The sequence below is a fragment of the Oceaniferula marina genome (assembly GCF_013391475.1).
GTDB classification, from domain to species: domain Bacteria; phylum Verrucomicrobiota; class Verrucomicrobiia; order Verrucomicrobiales; family Akkermansiaceae; genus Oceaniferula; species Oceaniferula marina.
Window position 1 is genome coordinate 778,891 of record NZ_JACBAZ010000001.1, and the last position, 19,110, is coordinate 798,000.

Here is a 19,110-nt window from a genome sequence, read left to right on the forward strand (position 1 = left end):
AGACCGGAAAGCCCCGAACTTACGGTCTCTCTGGTTTCAGAGCATCACCGGGAGTGGGCACCGATGCCCCTCCCTCGGCATCTTCAGCCTTTGATTTAAAATACAGACGCCGCAACTCATTCTGGGCATTTTTTATCGACAGAGGAGACGACGCCGCGCCATAGGACAGAGTTCGACCATTTTCTTTTATGATTACCTCAATTCTACGTCCTCCATTGGTTCCTTCGATTTCGATAACTCCCCCACCACATACAAGAAGAAGCATTTCCACCAAATCCTCTCTTTCCCCGTCACCTACATAGGGCAGCATACCAACGCAAACATCAACCGCAACAGCCTCCTCCTTAGCGCCCCAAGGTTTAAGACCTGAAAGCCCTTGGTGCTCGACTAAAATTGACTCCATCAAAGAGCGTATTCTCATATTTCCATCATCCAACCTCACAGCCATCTGCTTGAACAATTCAGGAGCCGGATTATTCCGAATTGCCTGAATCGCAGCTTTCAGATGTTTAAGATCTGGATCATCAGACCGTTCATCAATCGCAATCAAATGGCGCAAGGGCTCGGGGAAGCTCAGTATCGCACTTTCCTTTTCACGTTTTTCCACATCCTTCATTGAGTGAATATAACGCTCCAACGCTAGCACCTCTTGTTGATGTTCATCGGCCCCACCCTTTGCATCTTCCAGCTTAGGATCTGGGTGCAAGACCAGACGCCGATCAATCTTTTGAACAGCCTTTAAGGTCTCAAGAATTTGCACTCTCGAGCTTCCGATGACATTGGATTTTGCCGCCGTCCCAAAATCACCACTGCATACCAACCACGACATCTCAGGATTCGTTGCCGCTTTCTGCTTCTCAGCCCACTTCAGCAATACCCGCTTCTCAGGCAGCCTCCCCGAGGAACCAAATAATTCAACAATTTCAGAAGCCTCAGGTGTAAAATACGGTTGACTCAATGACAAAAACTCCCGGTATGGCGCCAAATGCTCACAGCTTGGATTGGTCACTTCCAACCATCGGGATTGATTCGAAAAAATCGATTTTAAAAAATAATAGCTTCGCCCTGGATCTCCGTCACCATACTCAGGGCGACTCTTACTAAAGTCATAGCCCTTGGCATTCCTCAAGATACGCCCCTGACCATCTCTCAGACGCAATACCGCACATGGGTAATAAAGACCTCCCAACTCGTCGCCAGCCTGATTTTCAGCCGATTTCGGTGCGTAATGGTGTAGATAATTTAACGCCTTATACACCCGATCCCCCCTCTCTAACGTAAGCCCCTGATACTCGGACAAATGAACGGCCCATGCTCCGTCACGGTAATCACCACGAAGTTTAAACATGCGAACACCCGACTTTTTTCGGTCAACAATCCACAGCTCTTTCTCCCGCCCCATATAATCGCCATTGCTATAGCTAAGATACAAACGCCAGGTCTCTGGCATCCATACGGGAAGTATCTGCGTGGATGATTCCTGATCTCGCCCCAAAAATTCCCAAGCCATTTGGAAAGCTGCGCGATCAACCTTCGCCCCACTCTTTTTCTGTTTGGCTAACTGCTGACCAGTGGACTTCCACCAGCGCTCCCAACGACGCTTACAGTGAAGCATATATGCTCGATGTTCCTTTTCATTCAAACATAACGACGACTGAGGGTATCCTAGTTTGATACACGTCAACTGATGTAACCGCTCAAAAATACGCTCGTTTCTGATCTCGGAAAGCGAGTCGATTAACTCGGGCAACTCATCCCATGATGCAAAATGACCATACGCCTCACTCTCCGTCCGATCAGCGTAGACGACGGTAGAAGCAAAGCAGATAAAAAGCAAAGACCACCTTCTCATCTTCGTCCTATACCTACACAGAAACATCCTCATCAATCCGAAGCATAACCACTTGGCCAAATGAATCAACCCCTACAAACCAATGACATCTACGATCGAGTCAAGGGCACCTCAATCATGAGTCGGTTCAAACCGACTTCGAAAACCAATCCTCTCGTGCCCTTTCGGAAAATTGGGGAACCGACAAAATTCCTGGTATCCCAATCGGGAGTAGAACCCTGCCGCTTGCCAACTCTGGGTCCAGAGCCAAATACCCTGCAAGCCCTGCAATCTGGCACATTCCTCTGCCGCGCACATCAACCGTCTTCCCAAACCAGAACCACGCAACTCCGAACTCACCCAAAGCTCATCAACATACATCCAATCCCAACAGACATCAACCGAAAGAGCTGCCACCAACACCCCCTGGTCATCCCGGACCAACCACTTCTGTGATTTTTTTGCATACTCTGGAGCTGCATGCTCCGAGTTGTGATCTCGAAAACCTTCAGCCACCACCGCTTGCTCAATCTCCGTAAAACCTCCATCGTGTGGGCTAATAACGACCATAGGCACGCAGATTAGATCTTCCTGCAAAAAAGAACCAGATAAAACATCCGCACCAAAAAAACGGGCGCTCATCGCATCATCAAATGCGTGTCTCCCCAATACTCCGCATTCTCTATGCATTCTCTCCTTTCCTCTCTAGCCCGCAGCTTAAATAGCTTAACATTCATCACCTCCGGAGACTTAGCTCCAAGCAGCGAATAAAAGAAACCGCACGTATGCAAACTCATTGAACGTTCTATTTTTCGTTAGAGCCATTACTTCCTGCGGCACAGAACAAGAGCATCAGTCTGAACATCTCGCGTATTGATCAAATCGAGATCCTTACCGTTGGCCAGGTTTGAAGCTGGACAAAAAAATGGCTCGACCTTGAACTTAGCAGACGAAAAACTGAATCAGTGATTGCCGAGCTCCTAAAACAAACACCACGCATTCTCGCCGAATGTGCCGTAGCCGAGCGCCTGCGCCGCCTACCAGACGTCGAACTCCACCCGACGCTCTTCAATACTCCGCTGATCTACGGTCCAGAGAACGCACGCGATGCCATGACGGCAATCTATCGGGAATACCTCGAGGTGGCAAGAAACGCAAACCTACCCCTCATCCTGACGGCGCCGACCTGGCGACTCGACGCGTCAAGGGTCGCCCAAGCCCAAGTTCCCCGAACCATCAATCGCGATGCGGTCACCTACATTGAAAACATCCGATCCTCAGCGCCACCAACGCAAACTCCGGTAATCATCGGAGCTCTGGTCGGGCCACAAAACGATTGCTACCAACCCAGCCAGTCACCCGATGCTGCGGCTGCGGAGCGATTTCATACGCCTCAAATTCAAGAACTTGCATCGACCAGAATCGATCTACTGCTTGCCCAGACCCTGCCATCCACCACAGAGGCACTGGGCATGGCAAGGGCTCTGTCAGAGAGCGGCAAGGATTACCTCCTCAGTTTTTGTATTGGAGCCGACGGCAACGTGCTCGATGGCACGCCTCTACCGGTGGCCATGGCTTCCATCGATCAATCACTCAAATCGCCCCCAGTGGGCTATTTCGTCAACTGCACGCACCCTCGCTTCTTGTTGGATGCCTACCAGCCCGGCGAGCTTGACCGTCTGATCGGTATTCAGGCCAACGGATCCTCCAAAGACGTCACACAGCTCGACCATTCCAGCCAAACCCAAGCAGACCCGGTCAGCGACTGGGCCCAAGCCATGCTTGATCTTCACCGACTCCATCAAGTGCAGATCCTAGGAGGTTGCTGCGGCACCACAAGCGAGCACCTGATCTCACTAGCCCAATAAGAAGATTGATAACGAGAGCGTCATCACCAATGCGCCCAAAACAAAGAAGAGGCCGTCTGGCGGAGAGGGAAGGAATCGAACCAACCACAGATCATAACAACCCGTCAACGGTTTTGAAAACCGCGGCGACCACCAGGCACACTACACTCTCCTGAAACACTTGCCCGAAGGCAAAAACAAACTAACGATCGATCTCGGGCTGTCAACCACAATCCCAGCCATCACGATAGACCACAGGTAGCCCCGTCGCCCGCTCCGAGCGCGTGGCAAATTTCCTGGATTTGCGCCTCTTCCGTGGTTGCATGCTGAGTCGGCAGCCGTTACAACTTCCTCCGACATGGCAGGAGCGAAAGGAAGCAAATCAACAAAAGAGAAAAAACTCACCCCCATGATGGCGCAGTATCAGACGATGCGCCGCTCCCTCCCCGAGGACATCCTGCTTTTTTATCGTCTGGGCGATTTTTACGAGATGTTTTTTGAGGACGCCAAAACGGCCTCCACTCTGCTTAACGTCGCGCTGACCAAACGCAACGGCATCCCGATGTGTGGGGTCCCCCACCACGCGGCTCAAGGGTATATTGCCAAACTCATCCAGCAAGGAAAGCGAGTAGCCATCGCCGAACAGACCTCGGACCCGCAACCAGGGAAAATAGTCGAACGCGAAATCGCACAGATTATTTCTGCCGGCACGGTCAGTGACATGACCCTGCTCGACGACACCCGCCACAACTACGTCGCCGCCGTTTACCAAGTGGGTAAGGCGATCGGGTTGGCCTGCGCCGACCACTCGACCGGTGAGTTTACCGTTGCCGAATTCGACCACAAAGACGCCCTGCAAGATGAAATCCAACGTCTGGCACCACGCGAATTGATCATTGCCGACGACCAAATCAACCAGTTTGGGCACCTTCGCTCCTGCCTTCCCTACGACGGCTACGCCTTTCTCACCGACCAGTCACGCCATGCCCTCTGCGATCATTTCAAGGTCCAGTCTCTGCGGGGCTTTGGCTGTGACGACATGCCGGCCGCCATCTCTGCCGCTGGAGCCATCCTGCATTATCTGGCATTCCAACTCCGCCGCTCCTGCGACCACCTTCGCCAGATCTCGGTTCGCAGCGAGAGCAACCACGTTCTGATCGATGCCTCATCGCAACGGAATCTGGATTTGGTTGATTCTCCAACCGGACGCCAGCACTCGCTGCTGGGTGCGCTCGACCGCACCGCCACCCCGATGGGGGCGCGCAAACTACGCGACTGGATTCTGCATCCACTGCGTGACATCACCACCCTGAACGCCCGTCAGGATGTCATCAGTTCCTTTCTCAACGAACCCTTCCTACTCGGTCAATGCCGGGAAAGCCTGAAAGGCATCCGTGACATCGAACGTACAACATCGCGCCTCTCCCAAAACTCGGGCAATGCCCGCGACCTGCAATCACTCTGCGTCTCGCTCCAAAAAATCCCGGATCTCAAAAGCCACCTGGAAGCGCTCAATCAAGAATCACAAACCCCGAATCTCCAATCACAAATCCTCGAGAACCTGCACGAGTTCAAAGAGCTTGTGCAGGTTCTCGAGAGTGCGCTCACGGACGAACCTCCAGCTGGAACCAAAGACGGAGGGATTATCCGGGATGGTTTTCTCGCTGAACTCGACGAACTGCGCTCGGCCTCCGGCGATGGCAAACAATGGCTCGCGCAAATGCAGGAAACCGAGCGAAAGCGCACCGGCATCGACACCCTGAAAATCAAATTCAATAACGTCTTTGGCTATTTCCTCGAGGTCACCAAAGCCAAAGCCCACCTCGTGCCCGACGACTACCAGAGGAAACAAACGATGACCAATGCCGAGCGCTACATCACGCCGGAACTCAAGGAGATGGAAAATAAAATCCTGGGGGCCGACGAACGGGCAAAACAAATCGAATACGAAGAGTTTGTCAAACTGCGTCAGGCCGTGGCAGAAGAAATCGACCGACTCCAACAATGCTCTGACGCTCTGGCCACGCTTGATGTGCTGCTTGGGCTAACCGAACTTGCCCAGCTGCACCAGCACTCCCGCCCGTTCCTCGACGAGTCACGTGATCTGATCATCAGCAACGGCCGCCACCCTGTGCTCGAACAAACGCTGGTCGATGAGAAATTTGTCCCTAACGACAGCATCATGGAAGAGGACACCTCCCGGGTGATTCTCCTCACCGGCCCCAACATGGCCGGTAAATCCACCTATATTCGTCAGGTTGCACTGATCACTCTGATGGCGCAGATCGGAGCCTACGTTCCGGCAGAACAAGCAAGAATCGGGATCGTCGACCGCATTTTCTGTCGAGTCGGTGCCTCTGATGACCTGACCAGTGGACAATCCACTTTCATGGTCGAGATGAATGAGACCGCACTGATCATCAACAACGCAACCGAGCACTCGCTGGTGATTCTGGATGAAATTGGCCGGGGCACCGCGACTTTTGACGGCCTATCCATTGCCTGGTCGGTAGCCGAACATCTACACGATCAGATCAAGGCACGCACCTTGTTTGCCACCCATTATCACGAACTCACCGACCTCGCCCGCAGCCGGGATGCGGTCGAAAACTACAATGTTGCGGTTCGGGAGTGGAATGACGACATCATCTTTCTGCGCAAAATCCTTCCCGGCACGGCAGATAAATCCTATGGTATTCAAGTAGCCAGACTGGCCGGACTACCACCTGCGATCATCGACCGGGCAAAGGACATTCTCAGCCACCTGGAACTGAACTCCACCCGCCCTGAAGCCAAGGGGAAACCGAAAGCGAAAAACACGCGGAGTAAATCCAAAACCATGCCCGATGCCCATTCCCCTCAAATGAATCTTTTTGACTAATTGGGTTCGGGTGAACCATCCGCAGACAGTAACTCCATCCATCCAAACAAAACACTAAAAACCCTTCCCGTGGCCATATGCAAAGACTAGGTTGAACATACAGCTCTCAACCACCATCATAAGAGAAGGCAACAAAGATCTTTTCCGCAGAATCCTAAAAGATTTCATCGAGGAATTTCAGTTCGAGCTGCCAGAAATCCTCCATTCCTGATTCAACATGTTCATCCTCTACACCACCGAAGACGGCAATAGCCAAATTCAGCTCCGAGCGGAGAATGAGACGGTGTGGCTGAGTCAGCTCGAAATGGCGGAGCTTTTCAATGCCACCAAACAAAACATTTCCCTCCACCTGAAGAACATCTACGCTGATGAAGAATTAAGCCAAGAGGCAACTGTCAAGGATTCCTTGACAGTTCAAACTGAAGGAAGCCGCAAGGTTCAACGCTCCCTCACCCTCTACAACCTCGATGCCATCCTCGCGGTCGGCTATCGGGTCAGGTCCCCACGAGGCGTGCAGTTCCGTCGCTGGGTATCCACGGTGCTTAAGGACTACCTGCTGAAGGGCTTTGTCATGGATGATGAACGGCTCAAAAATCCAGATGGTCGCCCGGATCATTTCGATGAAATGCTCGAGCGCATCCGCGACATTCGGGCTTCAGAAAAACGCTTCTACCAAAAAGTCCGCGATCTCTTTGCTCTCAGCAGCGACTACGACAAAACCGACCTCAGTACTCAACAGTTTTTTGCCACCGTGCAGAACATTCTCATTTTTGCTGTTGCTCAGAAAACAGCAGCTGAACTTATCACTGAACGTGCGGACCCAAAAGACGAACACTTTGGCCTGCTCACATGGAAAGGAGCCAAAGTGCGCAAACAGGACGTCATCGTCGCCAAGAACTACCTCAGAGAAGACGAAATCGACACTCTCAACCGCCTTGTCGTCATCTTCCTGGAAACGGCAGAGCTGCGGGCTAAAAGCCGCCAAGAAACCAAGATGAGCTACTGGCAAAATAATGTTGCCCAAATCATCACCAGCAATGGCTTTGCACTTCTCGAAAATGCTGGCTCTGTAAGCCATCAGCAAATGCTGGAGCAAACCTCACAACAGTATCTCTCTTTCGACCAACAGCGAAAGCACCGGGAAGCCATCGAATCGGATCAGGCTGATGAACATGAGCTCAAGGCTCTCGTAGATAAAATCAAACGACGAAAGTAGAAATTTTCAACATGGATCCAGGACTTCTGTATAAATTCAACTTATGGAGTCACACCAGCATAGACGGTGGGTTCCCTGCTGGATAACTCAAGAGCATAACAAACCCCTCAAAAAGCCGGGTCTGGATCTCCTGCCCAGCATTGAAACAAAAAAGAAAAAAATGAACGCACCTATTGGCATCCTTGACTCAGGCCTAGGCGGGCTCTCTGTCCTCAATGAAATCAGGACGCTGATGCCCGGTGAAGACGTCATCTATTTTGGCGACAGTGCCTGGTGCCCTTACGGTCCACGCCACCCGGAAGAAATCCAGAGACGGGTCATCGCCATCACCGATGTCCTGATCGAGCAAAACTGTAAGCTCGTGGTCATCGCCTGCAACTCAGCGACCATTTCTGCGGTCGAAGCGCTGCGAGCCACCTACCCCATCCCCTTTGTTGGTATGGAGCCTGCGGTCAAACCCGCCGCAACCCTTACGCGCAGCGGCACCGTCGGAGTGCTTGCGACCGAAGCATCGCTGGCAGGAGAAAAATTCCACCGACTTGTCCACGACCACGCGGATGGCGTGAGGGTCATCACCCGCCCCTGCCCGAATTTCGTTCAACTCGTAGAACAAGGTGAGCTGAGTGGCCCGAGAGCCAAGGCCATTGTCGAAGAAGAAACCATTCCTTTGCTGGAGTCCGGCGCAGACGTGCTCGTGTTAGGCTGCACCCATTACCCTTTCCTCAAACCCTTGATTGAAGAAGTGGCCGGTCCCAACATCCACATTCTGGACACCGGATCCGCGGTGGCGCATCGTGTGCTGCAGTTGCTCCACAACCGCAGCCGTCCAGACGAAGGAAACACCCGCTATGAACTCCTAACAACAGGAAGCGAATCAACACTACGCTCACTCGTCCCCACCCTCTGCCCCGGACTCGAACCCGAACGCATTGCTCATTATGATCTCTCACAATGAGACCTATCTCCCCCTGTTACAGTGGCAAACCATTGCCAAACAGCACCGTGAGCGAGCTCTCCGCTGGACGGAACCATGCCGACAGCGGAAATCGCGTCGTATCAAACATCCGATTCTGGACTTTCTGTTTGTCTATTATCCGTTTTCCCCTGGGCGACTCGAGCAATGGCACCCTGGTCTTCACGTCAATTTAGAGCCCAGCTCAACGCTACCGCAGACATTACGGGGAAAACATTACCAAATAAACGAACAAGGGGTTTCACTCAACCCTACGAGTTTAAACGACAAGGAACAGACCAGGCTCAAGCGCATCCATAACCTGCTCACCCTCACTCAGCAACGCAAAGCCAATTACTCGTGCTTCGGTATGCACGAGTGGGCGATGGTTTACCGAGGCAGCGACATCCGGCATCGGGAATCGGTCCCCCTCAGGCTCAGCCAAAAGGAAATCGACCACATCGTCGAATCCAGGCCCTTGTGCTGCAGCCACTTCGATGCCGTGCGTTTTTTTGCACCGGAAGCCCTGCCGCTAAACAAGCTCAAGCCCACACTTGAAGACCGTGAGCAATTTGAACAACCAGCGTGCCTACACAGCAATATGGACCTCTACAAATGGGCATCCAAATGCATGCCCTGGCTGGGCAGCGAGCTCCTGTGGAATTGTTTTCAATTGGCTCTCAACGCGCGGGAACTCGATATGCGAGCCAGCGCCTACGACCTCGACGAATATGGATATACTCCCGTCCCGGTCGAAACCCCGGACGGCCGGCTGGAATACGAGCGACAACAACGCAAAATTGCAGCCGATGCCCAACCGCTGCGCCAGCAAATCATCGATACTCTAGCAACGGTCTTGAGCCTCGCTAACAATCAAGTCCCGCCCTCTCGCGACAAGGCAAACAATCCAGCCCCAGATCTAACCAGATTCATTCACCCATGAGCCACCACGAAGCATCCAACACCTCGGGCAAGCCAAAGGGCGGAGCCGTCAGCAAACGGGGTCGCAAGGTCACTCTGACCGGACTGTTGATCAATCTCCTGTTAGGATTCTTAAAGATATCGATTGGCTGGGTATTCGGAGCCAAGGCTCTAGTGGCCGATGGCATGCACAGCTTCCTTGATTTATTTTCCGACGCTGCGGTTTTGGCCGCCATCCACTGGTCGTCACGCCCGGAGGATGAAACCCACCACTACGGTCACCACAAGTTTTCCAGCCTGGCCCAGTTTTTTATTGGCTGGCTGATTCTCTTTTTGGCCGTGGCTTTGGTGATTGCCGCCTTTTTCCACGACTCTCACCTTCTCCCAGCATCGAACTTGAGCGGCGTCACGGTGGTGGTGGCCTTGATTTCACTGGTAGTCAAAGAAGGTCTGTTTTGGTGGACCCGCAACGTTGCCCGGCAAACCCATTCCGATTTATTGATGGCCAATGCCTGGCATCATCGAACCGATAGCGTCAGCTCCTTTGCGGTCGCCTTGACACTCTGCGCTGTCTGGATCGGTGGGGCCGAGTGGCGCATTCTGGATGACATCGTATCCGCCGTGCTGGGATCCTACCTCGCCGTCGAAGCCGGAAAAATCATCTGGAAAAGTTCCGCGGACCTACTGGATGCAGCGCCCCGTAAGGAAATCATTGACGACCTCAGAGAACACATCCTCACGATTCCCGGAGCCATTGCCTATCACGACTTCCGGGTGCGCAAGACCGGAGACTACTACGAGGTGAATCTCCACCTGCAAATCAAACCGGAGCTTACAGTTCTGCAAGGACACGAAATCGCTTCCGAAGTCAAAAATTCGCTGCAAGCCGCCCACCCCGAGGTGTTCAGCGTGCTGGTCCACATCGAGCCAGCCACCGGCCGCCATCTCGTGGAGCGCGGAATTTCAGGAGGAGATGACCACACCTCATCCCGATGAACATTCTGCTTCAGATTTCAGAGCGCTGCGACACTCTAATTGAGCGCCATAGGCATCCTCTGAACACTTGAAGCTTCAAACTCCATTAATCCACAAGCGCGGATTGATGGTTAAAAGTGCATCCGGCCGATATCGCTGCGGTTCTGAGCACCATCAAACTTCACCTTGGTAAGTTCGGCATAGGCTGCGTCCACGGCGCCCAAGCGGTCTTCAGCACCAGCAACCACGGCAAGCACCCTGCCGCCATTGGTTTCCCACTGCCCCTCGGCATTTCGCTTGGTTCCAGCATGATACACTCTGGCCCCATCAACCTTCTCGAGACCCGAGATCACATCCCCGCTACGTGAGCTGGCAGGATATCCGGCACTGGCAAGAATCAGGCACACGCTCCAGCCTTCATCAAAGCTGAGCAGCTCGGACTTCATCTCCCCCTTGGCTGCAGACAGACAGAAACTGGCAATGTCCCCCTGAACCAATGGCATCACAGCCTGGCACTCGGGGTCACCAAATCGGCAGTTGTATTCAATGATTTTCGGGCCGTCCGGAGTCAGCATCAGGCCAAAATACAAGTAACCACGGTATGGCAAGTCATCCTTGACCAAACCTTGAATGGTGGGCTTCACAATGGATGTTTCAATTTCTGCCAGCATGTCGGCATCAATCAGCTGACGACTGGCAACCGCTCCCATACCACCGGTATTGGCCCCCTCGTCGTTATCCCCGATGCGCTTGTAATCGCGGGCCGGAGTAAAAATCAAATACTCGTCATCACAAACCGCGGCAAAAATGGAAACCTCCGGCCCGGTCAGGCATTCTTCGACCAACAGACGTCCATCCCCGAACTTACGTTCAACGAGCACTTCCTGAAGAAATTCTTCCGCGCTGGCCTCATCGGGGCAAACCGCCACGCCTTTGCCGGCAGCCAAGCCATCGAATTTCAGCACCGTTGGATACTGCCCATTGATGGCAGCACGGGCTTCATCGATGTCCGCACAGCCGCTAGCGGCTCCCGTCGGGATGCCGTGACGCAGCATAAACTCCTTGGCAAACTCCTTGCTCGCTTCAAGCTGAGCCGATTGTTTATGTGGCCCCCAGCAGGGAATGCCTGCCTGCTCACAAAGGTTGGCCAACCCTTCGCCTTTCACCAAATAGCTTTCCTCACCCGCTACACACAATTCGATCTCGTGATCTTTCATCCACACAATCAGCTCATCCAAACCGTCCACTTGCACACTGCTGGCCAGTGACTCAATCGCATCGCTGCCGGGAAAACAGAACAACTCGGTATCGACCGGTGATTCGTCCAATGCGGTAATCAATGCGTGCTCACGCCCTCCTTTGCCTACAACGAGAATTTTCATCGCGGGAAATGAAGCGAACACAGCCCTGATGCGCAAGTGTTTTCCATAGGAGATACTCAAGCCGAAGCCTATGAAGGCGATGGGCTGGGATTCATTGACTACTCATATCGAACGAAGCACACACAAAGAAAAAAATTTGCATTGACGTGCAGGGAGTTCAATGGTGGTCTGATATCGTTCATCCTTACCCGAATATTATGATCTTTTCACGCACTCCTTGCTGTATGGTGATGGCATCGGCATTTCTTGCTTCAATACCATCACATGCCGCCAACCTGATTACGAATGGTGACTTTTCCGGTGGAACGTCGGGAACCTATGCCCCCGGCTCCGCTACAGGAGGGGCCAATAACGTCCCTACCGGCTGGGTCGGGTATGCCACAGGCAACGACTCTCTGTTTGTCAATGGATCCCAAAGGGTCAACTTCAACGGTGGAGACAAACCATCGGGCAGTTACATCGAGCAAAGTGTAAGCACTCAAACCAACCGCTGGTATGCGCTAGCCTGGCAACAGCAAAGCCATTCCGGGACCGACAATGGAGGTGTATTGATGACAAGCACACTGACCAGTGGAGCTGCCAGTACAACAAGCAGCTTGCGGGGGATGCTGGACGGAGCTTCCCTCATCCATACGATGTCGACATCAACGACGGTTCGCCTGTCGGATATCGGAGCGAGCACCGTATCGCTCGACACCCAACTGGACAATGTTGTTCTGGATTTGGCCAATGGCCAATACAACGTAGCTCATCTGGCCACGCTGAGTTCTGATTCCCAGTATGGTCTTGGAACATGGGGCAACGAAGAAAATGCCGTGGATGGTCGCATTGGAGCGACGAATTCAAGCAACACCATTTTTCACAGTAATAACAACTCAGGAGGTTGGTATGAAATGGATTTCACGTTAAACGCCATGGGGGCTTACATTGATCGTATCGAGATCGAAGCAAGGCCAGGGTTCAACTCCCGCATGGGAGACTCCATTCAAATTTATTCCACATCCGACGCCCTCTTGGAAACCATCGTTATTGATGATTCATCAGGAAGCTTCGGTGTTGATGGGACATGGAGTGATGTTGGCAGAATTCGTATCGCCAATGACGGAGATTTCATCAACTTAGCAGAAGTCAGGACCTTCAGCAGTTTTGTCGATGGCGTCATGGTTCCAGAACCCTCCTCGCTCACTCTTTTGGGACTCGGAAGTCTCGCTCTGGTTCTACGCCGCAGGAAATAAACTCACGGATCATTCCGGAGAAATCCAAAGAGCTTCTCAGCCCGCCGGCTGACGAAGCTTTTTTGTGGAGTGCTGAAAAGACTCTCGGCGATTAACTCCTTGAGACTTTTGCATTTGCAAGAGAGCTTGAAATTGAGTAAACGGCCTGACCCATGAGCGATCTACACCTACGGCTCCGAGGGGCATTCCGCCTGCTCTTGATCCTTGTCTTTGCCTGCTTCTCGTTGCCCCTGTCCGCGCAACAGCAGCAAGACCCGAGGACCTTGGACCCGTCCGATATTTTTTTCCAGGCATGGCTCACCATCCGGGATGCCGAAAAACTCGAAAAAGAGGGCAACTTCAACGATGCCCGCCTGAAATACCAACAGGCGGCCAAGTACTACCAAGTGCTCACCCGCTACCATAAAAATTGGAAACCTCACCTAGTCGAGGCCAGGGTCACATCCACTCAGGAAGCCATCCGACTGGTGGAGCCCAAGGCCGTGGACCAAATTGCCAAACGCAATGCCAAAGCCCAGGACCTCGTCGAGGGAGGCCCCGCAGCAACCCCCAACCCGAATGCCCCCACGGGATCAGGGCATCGAAAAGCCACCCCGACAGCGAGCCCCCGCACCCCCAGCATTAGATCAAACCCAAAGGTGGCGGCAGGCTCATCAGCGCCAACACAACCACGGCCGACGCCAACCAAACCGACATCCAAGGCAACAGCCTACTCCGAAGCCATCCAGCGTGGACAACAACGGCAACTCGAGAAGTTACAACGCGACAACGCCCGGCTTCAGGAACAGCTGAAACAAGCCCAGGCCCAGGCAAAAAATGCTCAATCCGATGAGCAAAAACGTCTGATTAACAAAATTGCAACCAAAGACCGTGAGATAGCCACCATCCGCAACCTGCTCGCCCGGGCTCCACTGCAGGCAGATCTCGACCGATTGGAAAAAGAAAACCGGACGCGGAAAGCAGAGCTCGAAATCACCGCTCTCTCGCTCAAAGGCACCCGTGAGCGTATGGCCAAGGAACAGGCAAAAGCGAAAAAATCCGAAGAGGAAGCCGCTCTCGCGAAACGCCGGGCCGAAGAAATCCAAAAACAAATGAGTCTGCAGGGCAGAGTCAACAACGAGGTGATCCGCAAACTCCGCCAAGAACTCAAATCCGTCACCCAAATTCTGGAAAACACCCGGGTCGAACTGGGAAAGGCCAATGCGAAAATCGCCAACATGCAACGCAGCATGGATCAATCCAAGGCGACCATCGCCGAACTCACTAAAGAGCGGGACGCCCTGCGAACCGAACGCGACGCCCTAGCCGAAGTGCTCAAACAAAACAACTCGGACGGCGTGCGCAAATTGATCTCTGAAAACATGCGCCTCGGCAAAGAACTCAAGGAAAGCAACGACCGACTTGAATACCTGACAAAGAAAAACAACGTCACCCAGGATGAACTGCTCGAGGCCAAACGCGATCTGGCCGTGGCAAAAACCAGAATCATGCGCTACCAGCAGGAACGCGTGCAACACGGGCATCGGATCCAATCGCTCGAAAGCCAGCTTCGGGATGCTGAAGCCGAACTCGCAGCAGCCCGGAGCAATCCGGAAAAGGCAGCCAGTCAGGAGGAAGTTGAGATCCTCAAGGAAACCGTCAAACGTCTGATTGCCGCACAGGAACGCCGCAAGGCAGCGGAAAAACTCCTCTGGGAAGCTTACCAGGACTCCAAAAAAATCATCCCCGGCATTGTCGAAGCCTATGAGGACATCAGAAAAACCAAGGTAGAGCTCACCGATGAGGAAAAAGGGCTGATGATCAAACAGATCCCGGATGGGGAATTCACCGTTCCTCAACGCGTGACTCCTGAACACGCGATGGCCAGCGCCAATGCCATGGAAAAAGACATCAACCTCCATCACAACCTAGCCGAGCGACTCTACGTCAAAGGTCGCTACGAAGCAGCCCGTGAAATCCTGACGGAAACCGACGAGCGCTATCCGGGGCATTTTGCCACCCTCTGCAAACGTGGCGTGGTTGAACTTAAAACCAAGCACTACATCGAAGCTCTGGATGTATTCAACGAAGCTCTGACCATGCAAGAGAACAGCAGCTACGCCCACTACATGCTCGGACTTTCCAACTTTCACATCCAGGATTTTGACACGTCAAGAAATGCATTCGAGCAATCCATTGAACTCAAACCCGGCAATGCCAACGCCCATCTCTACCTCGGCATCCTCGCCGGAATCGGAAGACGCTACGAGCAGTCAGAGAATCACCTGCAAGAGGCCATCAAGCTTAACCCGACATCGGCAGAAGCCTATTACAACCTCTCGTTTCTCTACTTGAACCAAGGAAAGAAAAAAGATGCTTTGGACGCATACCGCAAGGCCTTGAACCACGGCTCCCAACCTGACCCTGAGCACGAACGCAAACTGGGAATCTGAGCCCGCGCTTCCTGAATTCCCCTTTCCCCCCTTAGCGCTGGGATTTGCCGCTGATTATGCTCTGGACCTTCGATCTTGTTTTTTGATTTTTTCAGCTTCAAGCCTAGCTTGGGGCCCCGACCGCCATCCACCATCATGTTTTTATCGATTCGATTTTACCTTCTCGCCCTCCTTCTTTTTCCCACCTTGTGTCTGGGGGCCCAACCCATCCGTATGGCATCCTACCCGGCTCTCTCGCCGGATGGGACTTCGCTCGTTTTTTCCTGGCGCGGAGACATTTGGAAATCTTCCCACAATGGAGGCGAAGCCCAGCGCCTGACCACCCACCCGGCGAGAGATTTTGCACCTCGCTTCACGCCGGACGGTAAGTCGATCTGTTTTGGCAGCACCCGGGCTGGCAGCTATCAAGTTTTTATGATGCCTGCCAAGGGGGGCACCGCCCGTCAAATCACCCACCACTCCGAAGGATCATTTTTACAGGACATAGCCCCGGACGGAAAATCTGTGCTCGTCAACGGCCTTCGCGATGTTCCGGGGCGCAAACCTTATCGCTTTTTCCAAATCAACCTGGAAGAACGCAAACCCGAACAATTGGTCTTCCATGCCGATGGCGAAAACGGCCGCTATGCACCCGGTGGCAAGTCGATTATTTTCACCCGTGAAGGGACCCAAACCTACCGGAAAGGTTACCGAGGCACTCAAGCCAGTCAGGTCTGGATCTGGAATCCAAAAGCGAAACAACCCTTCCGACAAGCGCTCAAACACGCGCAAGGGTGCCGGACCCCCCTCTTCCACCCCGACGGAAAAGGTTTTTTCTACACCCGTGGTGGTGACAACGGTTTCAACTTGCACTTTCACGATCTGAGCAAGGGGCAGGATCTGGCGATCACCCACTTTGAAGATGACAGCGTCATGCAACCTTCAATCGCCAACGATGGATCAGCCATCGTGTTTCGCCACCTCTTTGACCTCTACCACCTGACGCTTGGCTCTGATCCATCCACTCCGGGAGAACTCAAGAAACTCGATATCTGGCACGAGGAAGATCTCGACCTCAAAGACCATCAAGACCGGGTGATCAAAAACACCCGGGATATCAGTTTTTCTCCCAGTGGCCTGGAAACCACCTTCACCGCCGAGGGCGACATCTGGGCCATGGACACCATTCTGCGTAAACCTAAACGACTCACCGACACCCCGGGCTATGAGCGGGACCTCTGGTTTTCTCACGACGGAACCTCCATCTACTACCTCTACGACGACGGCCTGCAAACCGAAATCCGCCAACTCAAAAAATCCAACCCCCGCCAGTATTGGTGGGAAGCGGAAGCCTGCACCCACGAGGTGATCGTCCCCGCTGAACACAAACCGACGAGTATCACCCCGGACCCGAAAGGCAATCAAATCGCCTACACGACATACCCCGGAACCCTCTGGCTCAGCCAACCCGACGGAACCCAACCCGTCCGCTTGCTCGAATCGTGGGATCAACCGATGGTCCAATGGTCGCCAGATGGGAAATGGCTGACCTACGCCCTACGAGACGATAATTTCAACCCGGACATCTACATTCTGAAAGCCGATGGGCAATCGACACCCGTCAACGTCAGCAGTCACCCCGACATCGATTTCTCACCTGTCTGGTCGCCCAATGGTAGACGACTCGCCTTTGTCGGAAAACATCACGACCGTGAGTTTGATATCTTTTACGTCGAGCTCTATCAAGAAGATGATATCGAGGACAGCGACAGCAAAACGCGGGAAAAAGCCCGCAAAGCCATGCAGAAAGACCCCGCCTACAAAGAAACTCAGGAGGAAGGCACCAAAGAGATCGTCAAAAAAGCAATCAAAACGCTAACCAAACCGGAAAATAAACCTAAACCAACCAAGAAAAGCTATGACCTCAATGATATTTTCGAGCGGGTGCATAGGCTTCCCCTGAAAGGCATCACACCGAGCAAACTCATCTGGAGTCACGACTCCAAACACATCATCTACCAACAACAAAACGGTAAGTCCCTCTACTCGATCGAGGCCAAGGCCAAAGCTCGCCCGGTCAAACTCGGTGACGCCACAGGCACACCGATCAGAGTAGACAGCAAAGGAAAACTCTATTGGTTATCCGATGGAGTGCCTGCCACGTTCTATCAAAAAAAGAACACCAAGTTTAGTTTCAACATCTATACCAGCCGCGATCGGACGGCTTGGAAACGAATGGTCTTTCGCAGCGCATGGAACACCATGCGCGATAAGTTCTACGACCCCAGCATGAACGGCCGCAACTGGCAGCAAATTCGAGAAAAATACGAAGACATGGCAGCGATGGCTCCCAATTCGATGATTATGGACCGCATCGTCAATATGATGTTAGGCGAGCTCAATGCCTCCCACATGGGTTTCCGTAGCATCAGTTGGCCCAAACCATGGAAACTCGAAAAACAATGGAAAGAAGAAACCGTGCACCTCGGTGTGCGCTTTGACCCGCAACATTCCGACAGAGGTTGGAAAATCAAAGAGGTCATCCCCCGCAGTCCAGCCGACCATGACAAGTCGCGACTGGAACCAGGTGACGTCATTCTCAGCATCGGAGGCGAAGTGGTGATGCCGGACTGCCCAATCACCGCCCACCTGAACCTGCGCCCGACCGAACCGGTTCAACTCAAGGTGATCAACGCCAAGGGTGAGTCCCGCTCGGTAAAAATCCAACCGATCAGCTATGCCAAAGCCAGAGAGCTCAGCCAAAAAGCCAGACTCAGCGCAACGGCGAAAAAAGTCCAACAACTCTCCGGTGGAAAACTCGGCTACATCCACGTAGCCCGTATGATGTGGGATGAATTTGAACAATTCCAACAGCACCTCTATCAACAAGGCGTTGGCAAGCAGGGACTGATCATTGACGTTCGTAATAACGGCGGAGGTTTCACCACCGACCACTTACTCACCGCACTCTGCCAGCCGAACCACGCCTTCACCATTCCTCGCAATGGTGGTATTGGCTACCCACAGGATCGAACCGTCTACACCACTTGGAATAAACCGATCATCGTGCTCTGCAATCAGAACAGCTACTCCAATGCCGAGATTTTCGCCCACGCCATCCGCAACCTGAACCGGGGAAAAATCATCGGTGTGGAGACCGCCGGGGGCGTCATCTCAACCGGTAGCGTCAAAGTGCTCGACGCAGGCACCATGCGTCTTCCCTTCCGAGGCTGGTTCAGCAGCTTCAATGGTAAGGACATGGAAATGAATGGGGCGCAACCGCACATCACACTCTGGAACAAGCCCGGAGACATGAGTCGGGGCCTTGATATTCAGCTCGAAAAAGCCGTGCAAATCCTTCTCAAAGAAAGTAAAGACCATCAGACGCTGCCGGCACCCAGCTACCGCAGCGAATGGTAATCCCCCCGTCTTCCATCATCAGATTGAATCAACAACATC

General features: G+C 53.1%; 12 protein-coding genes and 1 tRNA gene. 9 read left to right on the plus strand and 4 right to left on the minus strand.

Annotated features, from left to right (window positions below; genetic code table 11):
* Window positions 1-19: 19 nt before the first annotated feature.
* Together HW115_RS03100 and HW115_RS03105 are read right to left on the minus strand one after the other, a co-directional pair.
* On the minus strand, window positions 20-1,615 hold the full coding sequence (locus HW115_RS03100) for a hypothetical protein (RefSeq protein ID WP_178931101.1): 1,596 nt from the start codon (window positions 1,613-1,615) through the stop codon (window positions 20-22).
* A 348-nt stretch (window positions 1,616-1,963) separates the two neighbouring features.
* Window positions 1,964-2,473, minus strand: coding sequence for a GNAT family N-acetyltransferase (locus tag HW115_RS03105; RefSeq protein WP_227021240.1), 510 nt, complete (start codon window positions 2,471-2,473; stop codon window positions 1,964-1,966).
* A gap of 323 nt (window positions 2,474-2,796) precedes the next feature.
* On the opposite strand from HW115_RS03105, the gene HW115_RS03110 reads away from it, so the two are divergent.
* The gene (locus tag HW115_RS03110; protein ID WP_178931102.1) at window positions 2,797-3,699 is read left to right on the plus strand and encodes a homocysteine S-methyltransferase family protein; all 903 of its coding nucleotides are present in this window, start codon (window positions 2,797-2,799) and stop codon (window positions 3,697-3,699) included.
* A gap of 57 nt (window positions 3,700-3,756) precedes the next feature.
* On the opposite strand, the gene HW115_RS03115 is transcribed toward HW115_RS03110, so the two are convergent.
* Window positions 3,757-3,851: transfer RNA gene (locus HW115_RS03115), tRNA-Sec, on the minus strand.
* A 185-nt stretch (window positions 3,852-4,036) separates the two neighbouring features.
* Here HW115_RS03115 and mutS point away from each other — a divergent pair.
* The 5 genes from mutS (at window position 4,037) to HW115_RS03140 (ending at window position 10,644) form a co-directional block, all read left to right on the plus strand.
* The gene (mutS, locus tag HW115_RS03120; protein ID WP_227021241.1) at window positions 4,037-6,559 is read left to right on the plus strand and encodes a DNA mismatch repair protein MutS; all 2,523 of its coding nucleotides are present in this window, start codon (window positions 4,037-4,039) and stop codon (window positions 6,557-6,559) included.
* A 217-nt stretch (window positions 6,560-6,776) separates the two neighbouring features.
* Window positions 6,777-7,775 (plus strand): virulence RhuM family protein, encoded by a 999-nt coding sequence (locus tag HW115_RS03125; RefSeq protein WP_178931103.1) that lies wholly within the window; start codon window positions 6,777-6,779, stop codon window positions 7,773-7,775.
* Window positions 7,776-7,935: 160 nt separating this feature from the next.
* Window positions 7,936-8,730, plus strand: a complete 795-nt coding sequence (gene murI, locus HW115_RS03130) for a glutamate racemase (RefSeq protein ID WP_178931104.1) — start codon at window positions 7,936-7,938, stop codon at window positions 8,728-8,730.
* Window positions 8,714-9,670 carry a 3-methyladenine DNA glycosylase gene (locus HW115_RS03135; RefSeq protein WP_178931105.1) on the plus strand — a complete coding sequence of 319 codons (957 nt, stop codon included), beginning with the start codon at window positions 8,714-8,716 and terminating at the stop codon, window positions 9,668-9,670. The genes murI and HW115_RS03135 overlap by 17 nt, the downstream gene beginning before the upstream one ends.
* Window positions 9,667-10,644: a cation diffusion facilitator family transporter gene (locus tag HW115_RS03140; RefSeq protein WP_178931106.1), complete on the plus strand. Its 978-nt coding sequence runs from the start codon at window positions 9,667-9,669 to the stop codon at window positions 10,642-10,644. Before HW115_RS03135 ends, HW115_RS03140 begins: the two co-directional genes overlap by 4 nt.
* 110 nt (window positions 10,645-10,754) lie before the next feature.
* Here HW115_RS03140 and purD read toward each other — a convergent pair whose 3' ends face one another.
* A complete protein-coding gene (gene purD / locus HW115_RS03145) occupies window positions 10,755-12,005 on the minus strand; it encodes a phosphoribosylamine--glycine ligase (protein ID WP_178931107.1) in 1,251 nt (416 codons plus the stop codon).
* A 197-nt stretch (window positions 12,006-12,202) separates the two neighbouring features.
* Here purD and HW115_RS03150 point away from each other — a divergent pair, with 197 nt between their 5' ends.
* From HW115_RS03150 to HW115_RS03160, 3 genes are all read left to right on the plus strand, one after another.
* Complete coding sequence (locus HW115_RS03150; RefSeq protein WP_178931108.1) at window positions 12,203-13,240, plus strand: PEP-CTERM sorting domain-containing protein; 1,038 nt, start codon at window positions 12,203-12,205, stop codon at window positions 13,238-13,240.
* Window positions 13,241-13,392: 152 nt separating this feature from the next.
* Window positions 13,393-15,672 (plus strand): tetratricopeptide repeat protein, encoded by a 2,280-nt coding sequence (locus HW115_RS03155; RefSeq protein WP_178931109.1) that lies wholly within the window; start codon window positions 13,393-13,395, stop codon window positions 15,670-15,672.
* Between the two features lie 135 nt (window positions 15,673-15,807).
* On the plus strand, window positions 15,808-19,071 hold the full coding sequence (locus HW115_RS03160; protein WP_178931110.1) for a S41 family peptidase: 3,264 nt from the start codon (window positions 15,808-15,810) through the stop codon (window positions 19,069-19,071).
* Window positions 19,072-19,110: the final 39 nt, after the last annotated feature.

Bases quoted from the DNA above. Each gene is read 5' to 3' on its own strand.
- HW115_RS03100 (WP_178931101.1), bottom strand. From the start codon at position 1,615: ATGCTTCACTGTAAGCGTCGTTGGGAGCGCTGGTGGAAGTCCACTGGT.
- HW115_RS03105 (WP_227021240.1), bottom strand. From the start codon at position 2,473: ATGAGCGCCCGTTTTTTTGGTGCGGATGTTTTATCTGGTTCTTTTTTG.
- mutS (WP_227021241.1), top strand. From the start codon at position 4,037: ATGGCAGGAGCGAAAGGAAGCAAATCAACAAAAGAGAAAAAACTCACC.
- HW115_RS03125 (WP_178931103.1), top strand. From the start codon at position 6,777: ATGTTCATCCTCTACACCACCGAAGACGGCAATAGCCAAATTCAGCTC.
- murI (WP_178931104.1), top strand. From the start codon at position 7,936: ATGAACGCACCTATTGGCATCCTTGACTCAGGCCTAGGCGGGCTCTCT.
- HW115_RS03135 (WP_178931105.1), top strand. From the start codon at position 8,714: ATGATCTCTCACAATGAGACCTATCTCCCCCTGTTACAGTGGCAAACC.
- HW115_RS03140 (WP_178931106.1), top strand. From the start codon at position 9,667: ATGAGCCACCACGAAGCATCCAACACCTCGGGCAAGCCAAAGGGCGGA.
- purD (WP_178931107.1), bottom strand. From the start codon at position 12,005: ATGAAAATTCTCGTTGTAGGCAAAGGAGGGCGTGAGCACGCATTGATT.
- HW115_RS03150 (WP_178931108.1), top strand. From the start codon at position 12,203: ATGATCTTTTCACGCACTCCTTGCTGTATGGTGATGGCATCGGCATTT.
- HW115_RS03155 (WP_178931109.1), top strand. From the start codon at position 13,393: ATGAGCGATCTACACCTACGGCTCCGAGGGGCATTCCGCCTGCTCTTG.
- HW115_RS03160 (WP_178931110.1), top strand. From the start codon at position 15,808: ATGTTTTTATCGATTCGATTTTACCTTCTCGCCCTCCTTCTTTTTCCC.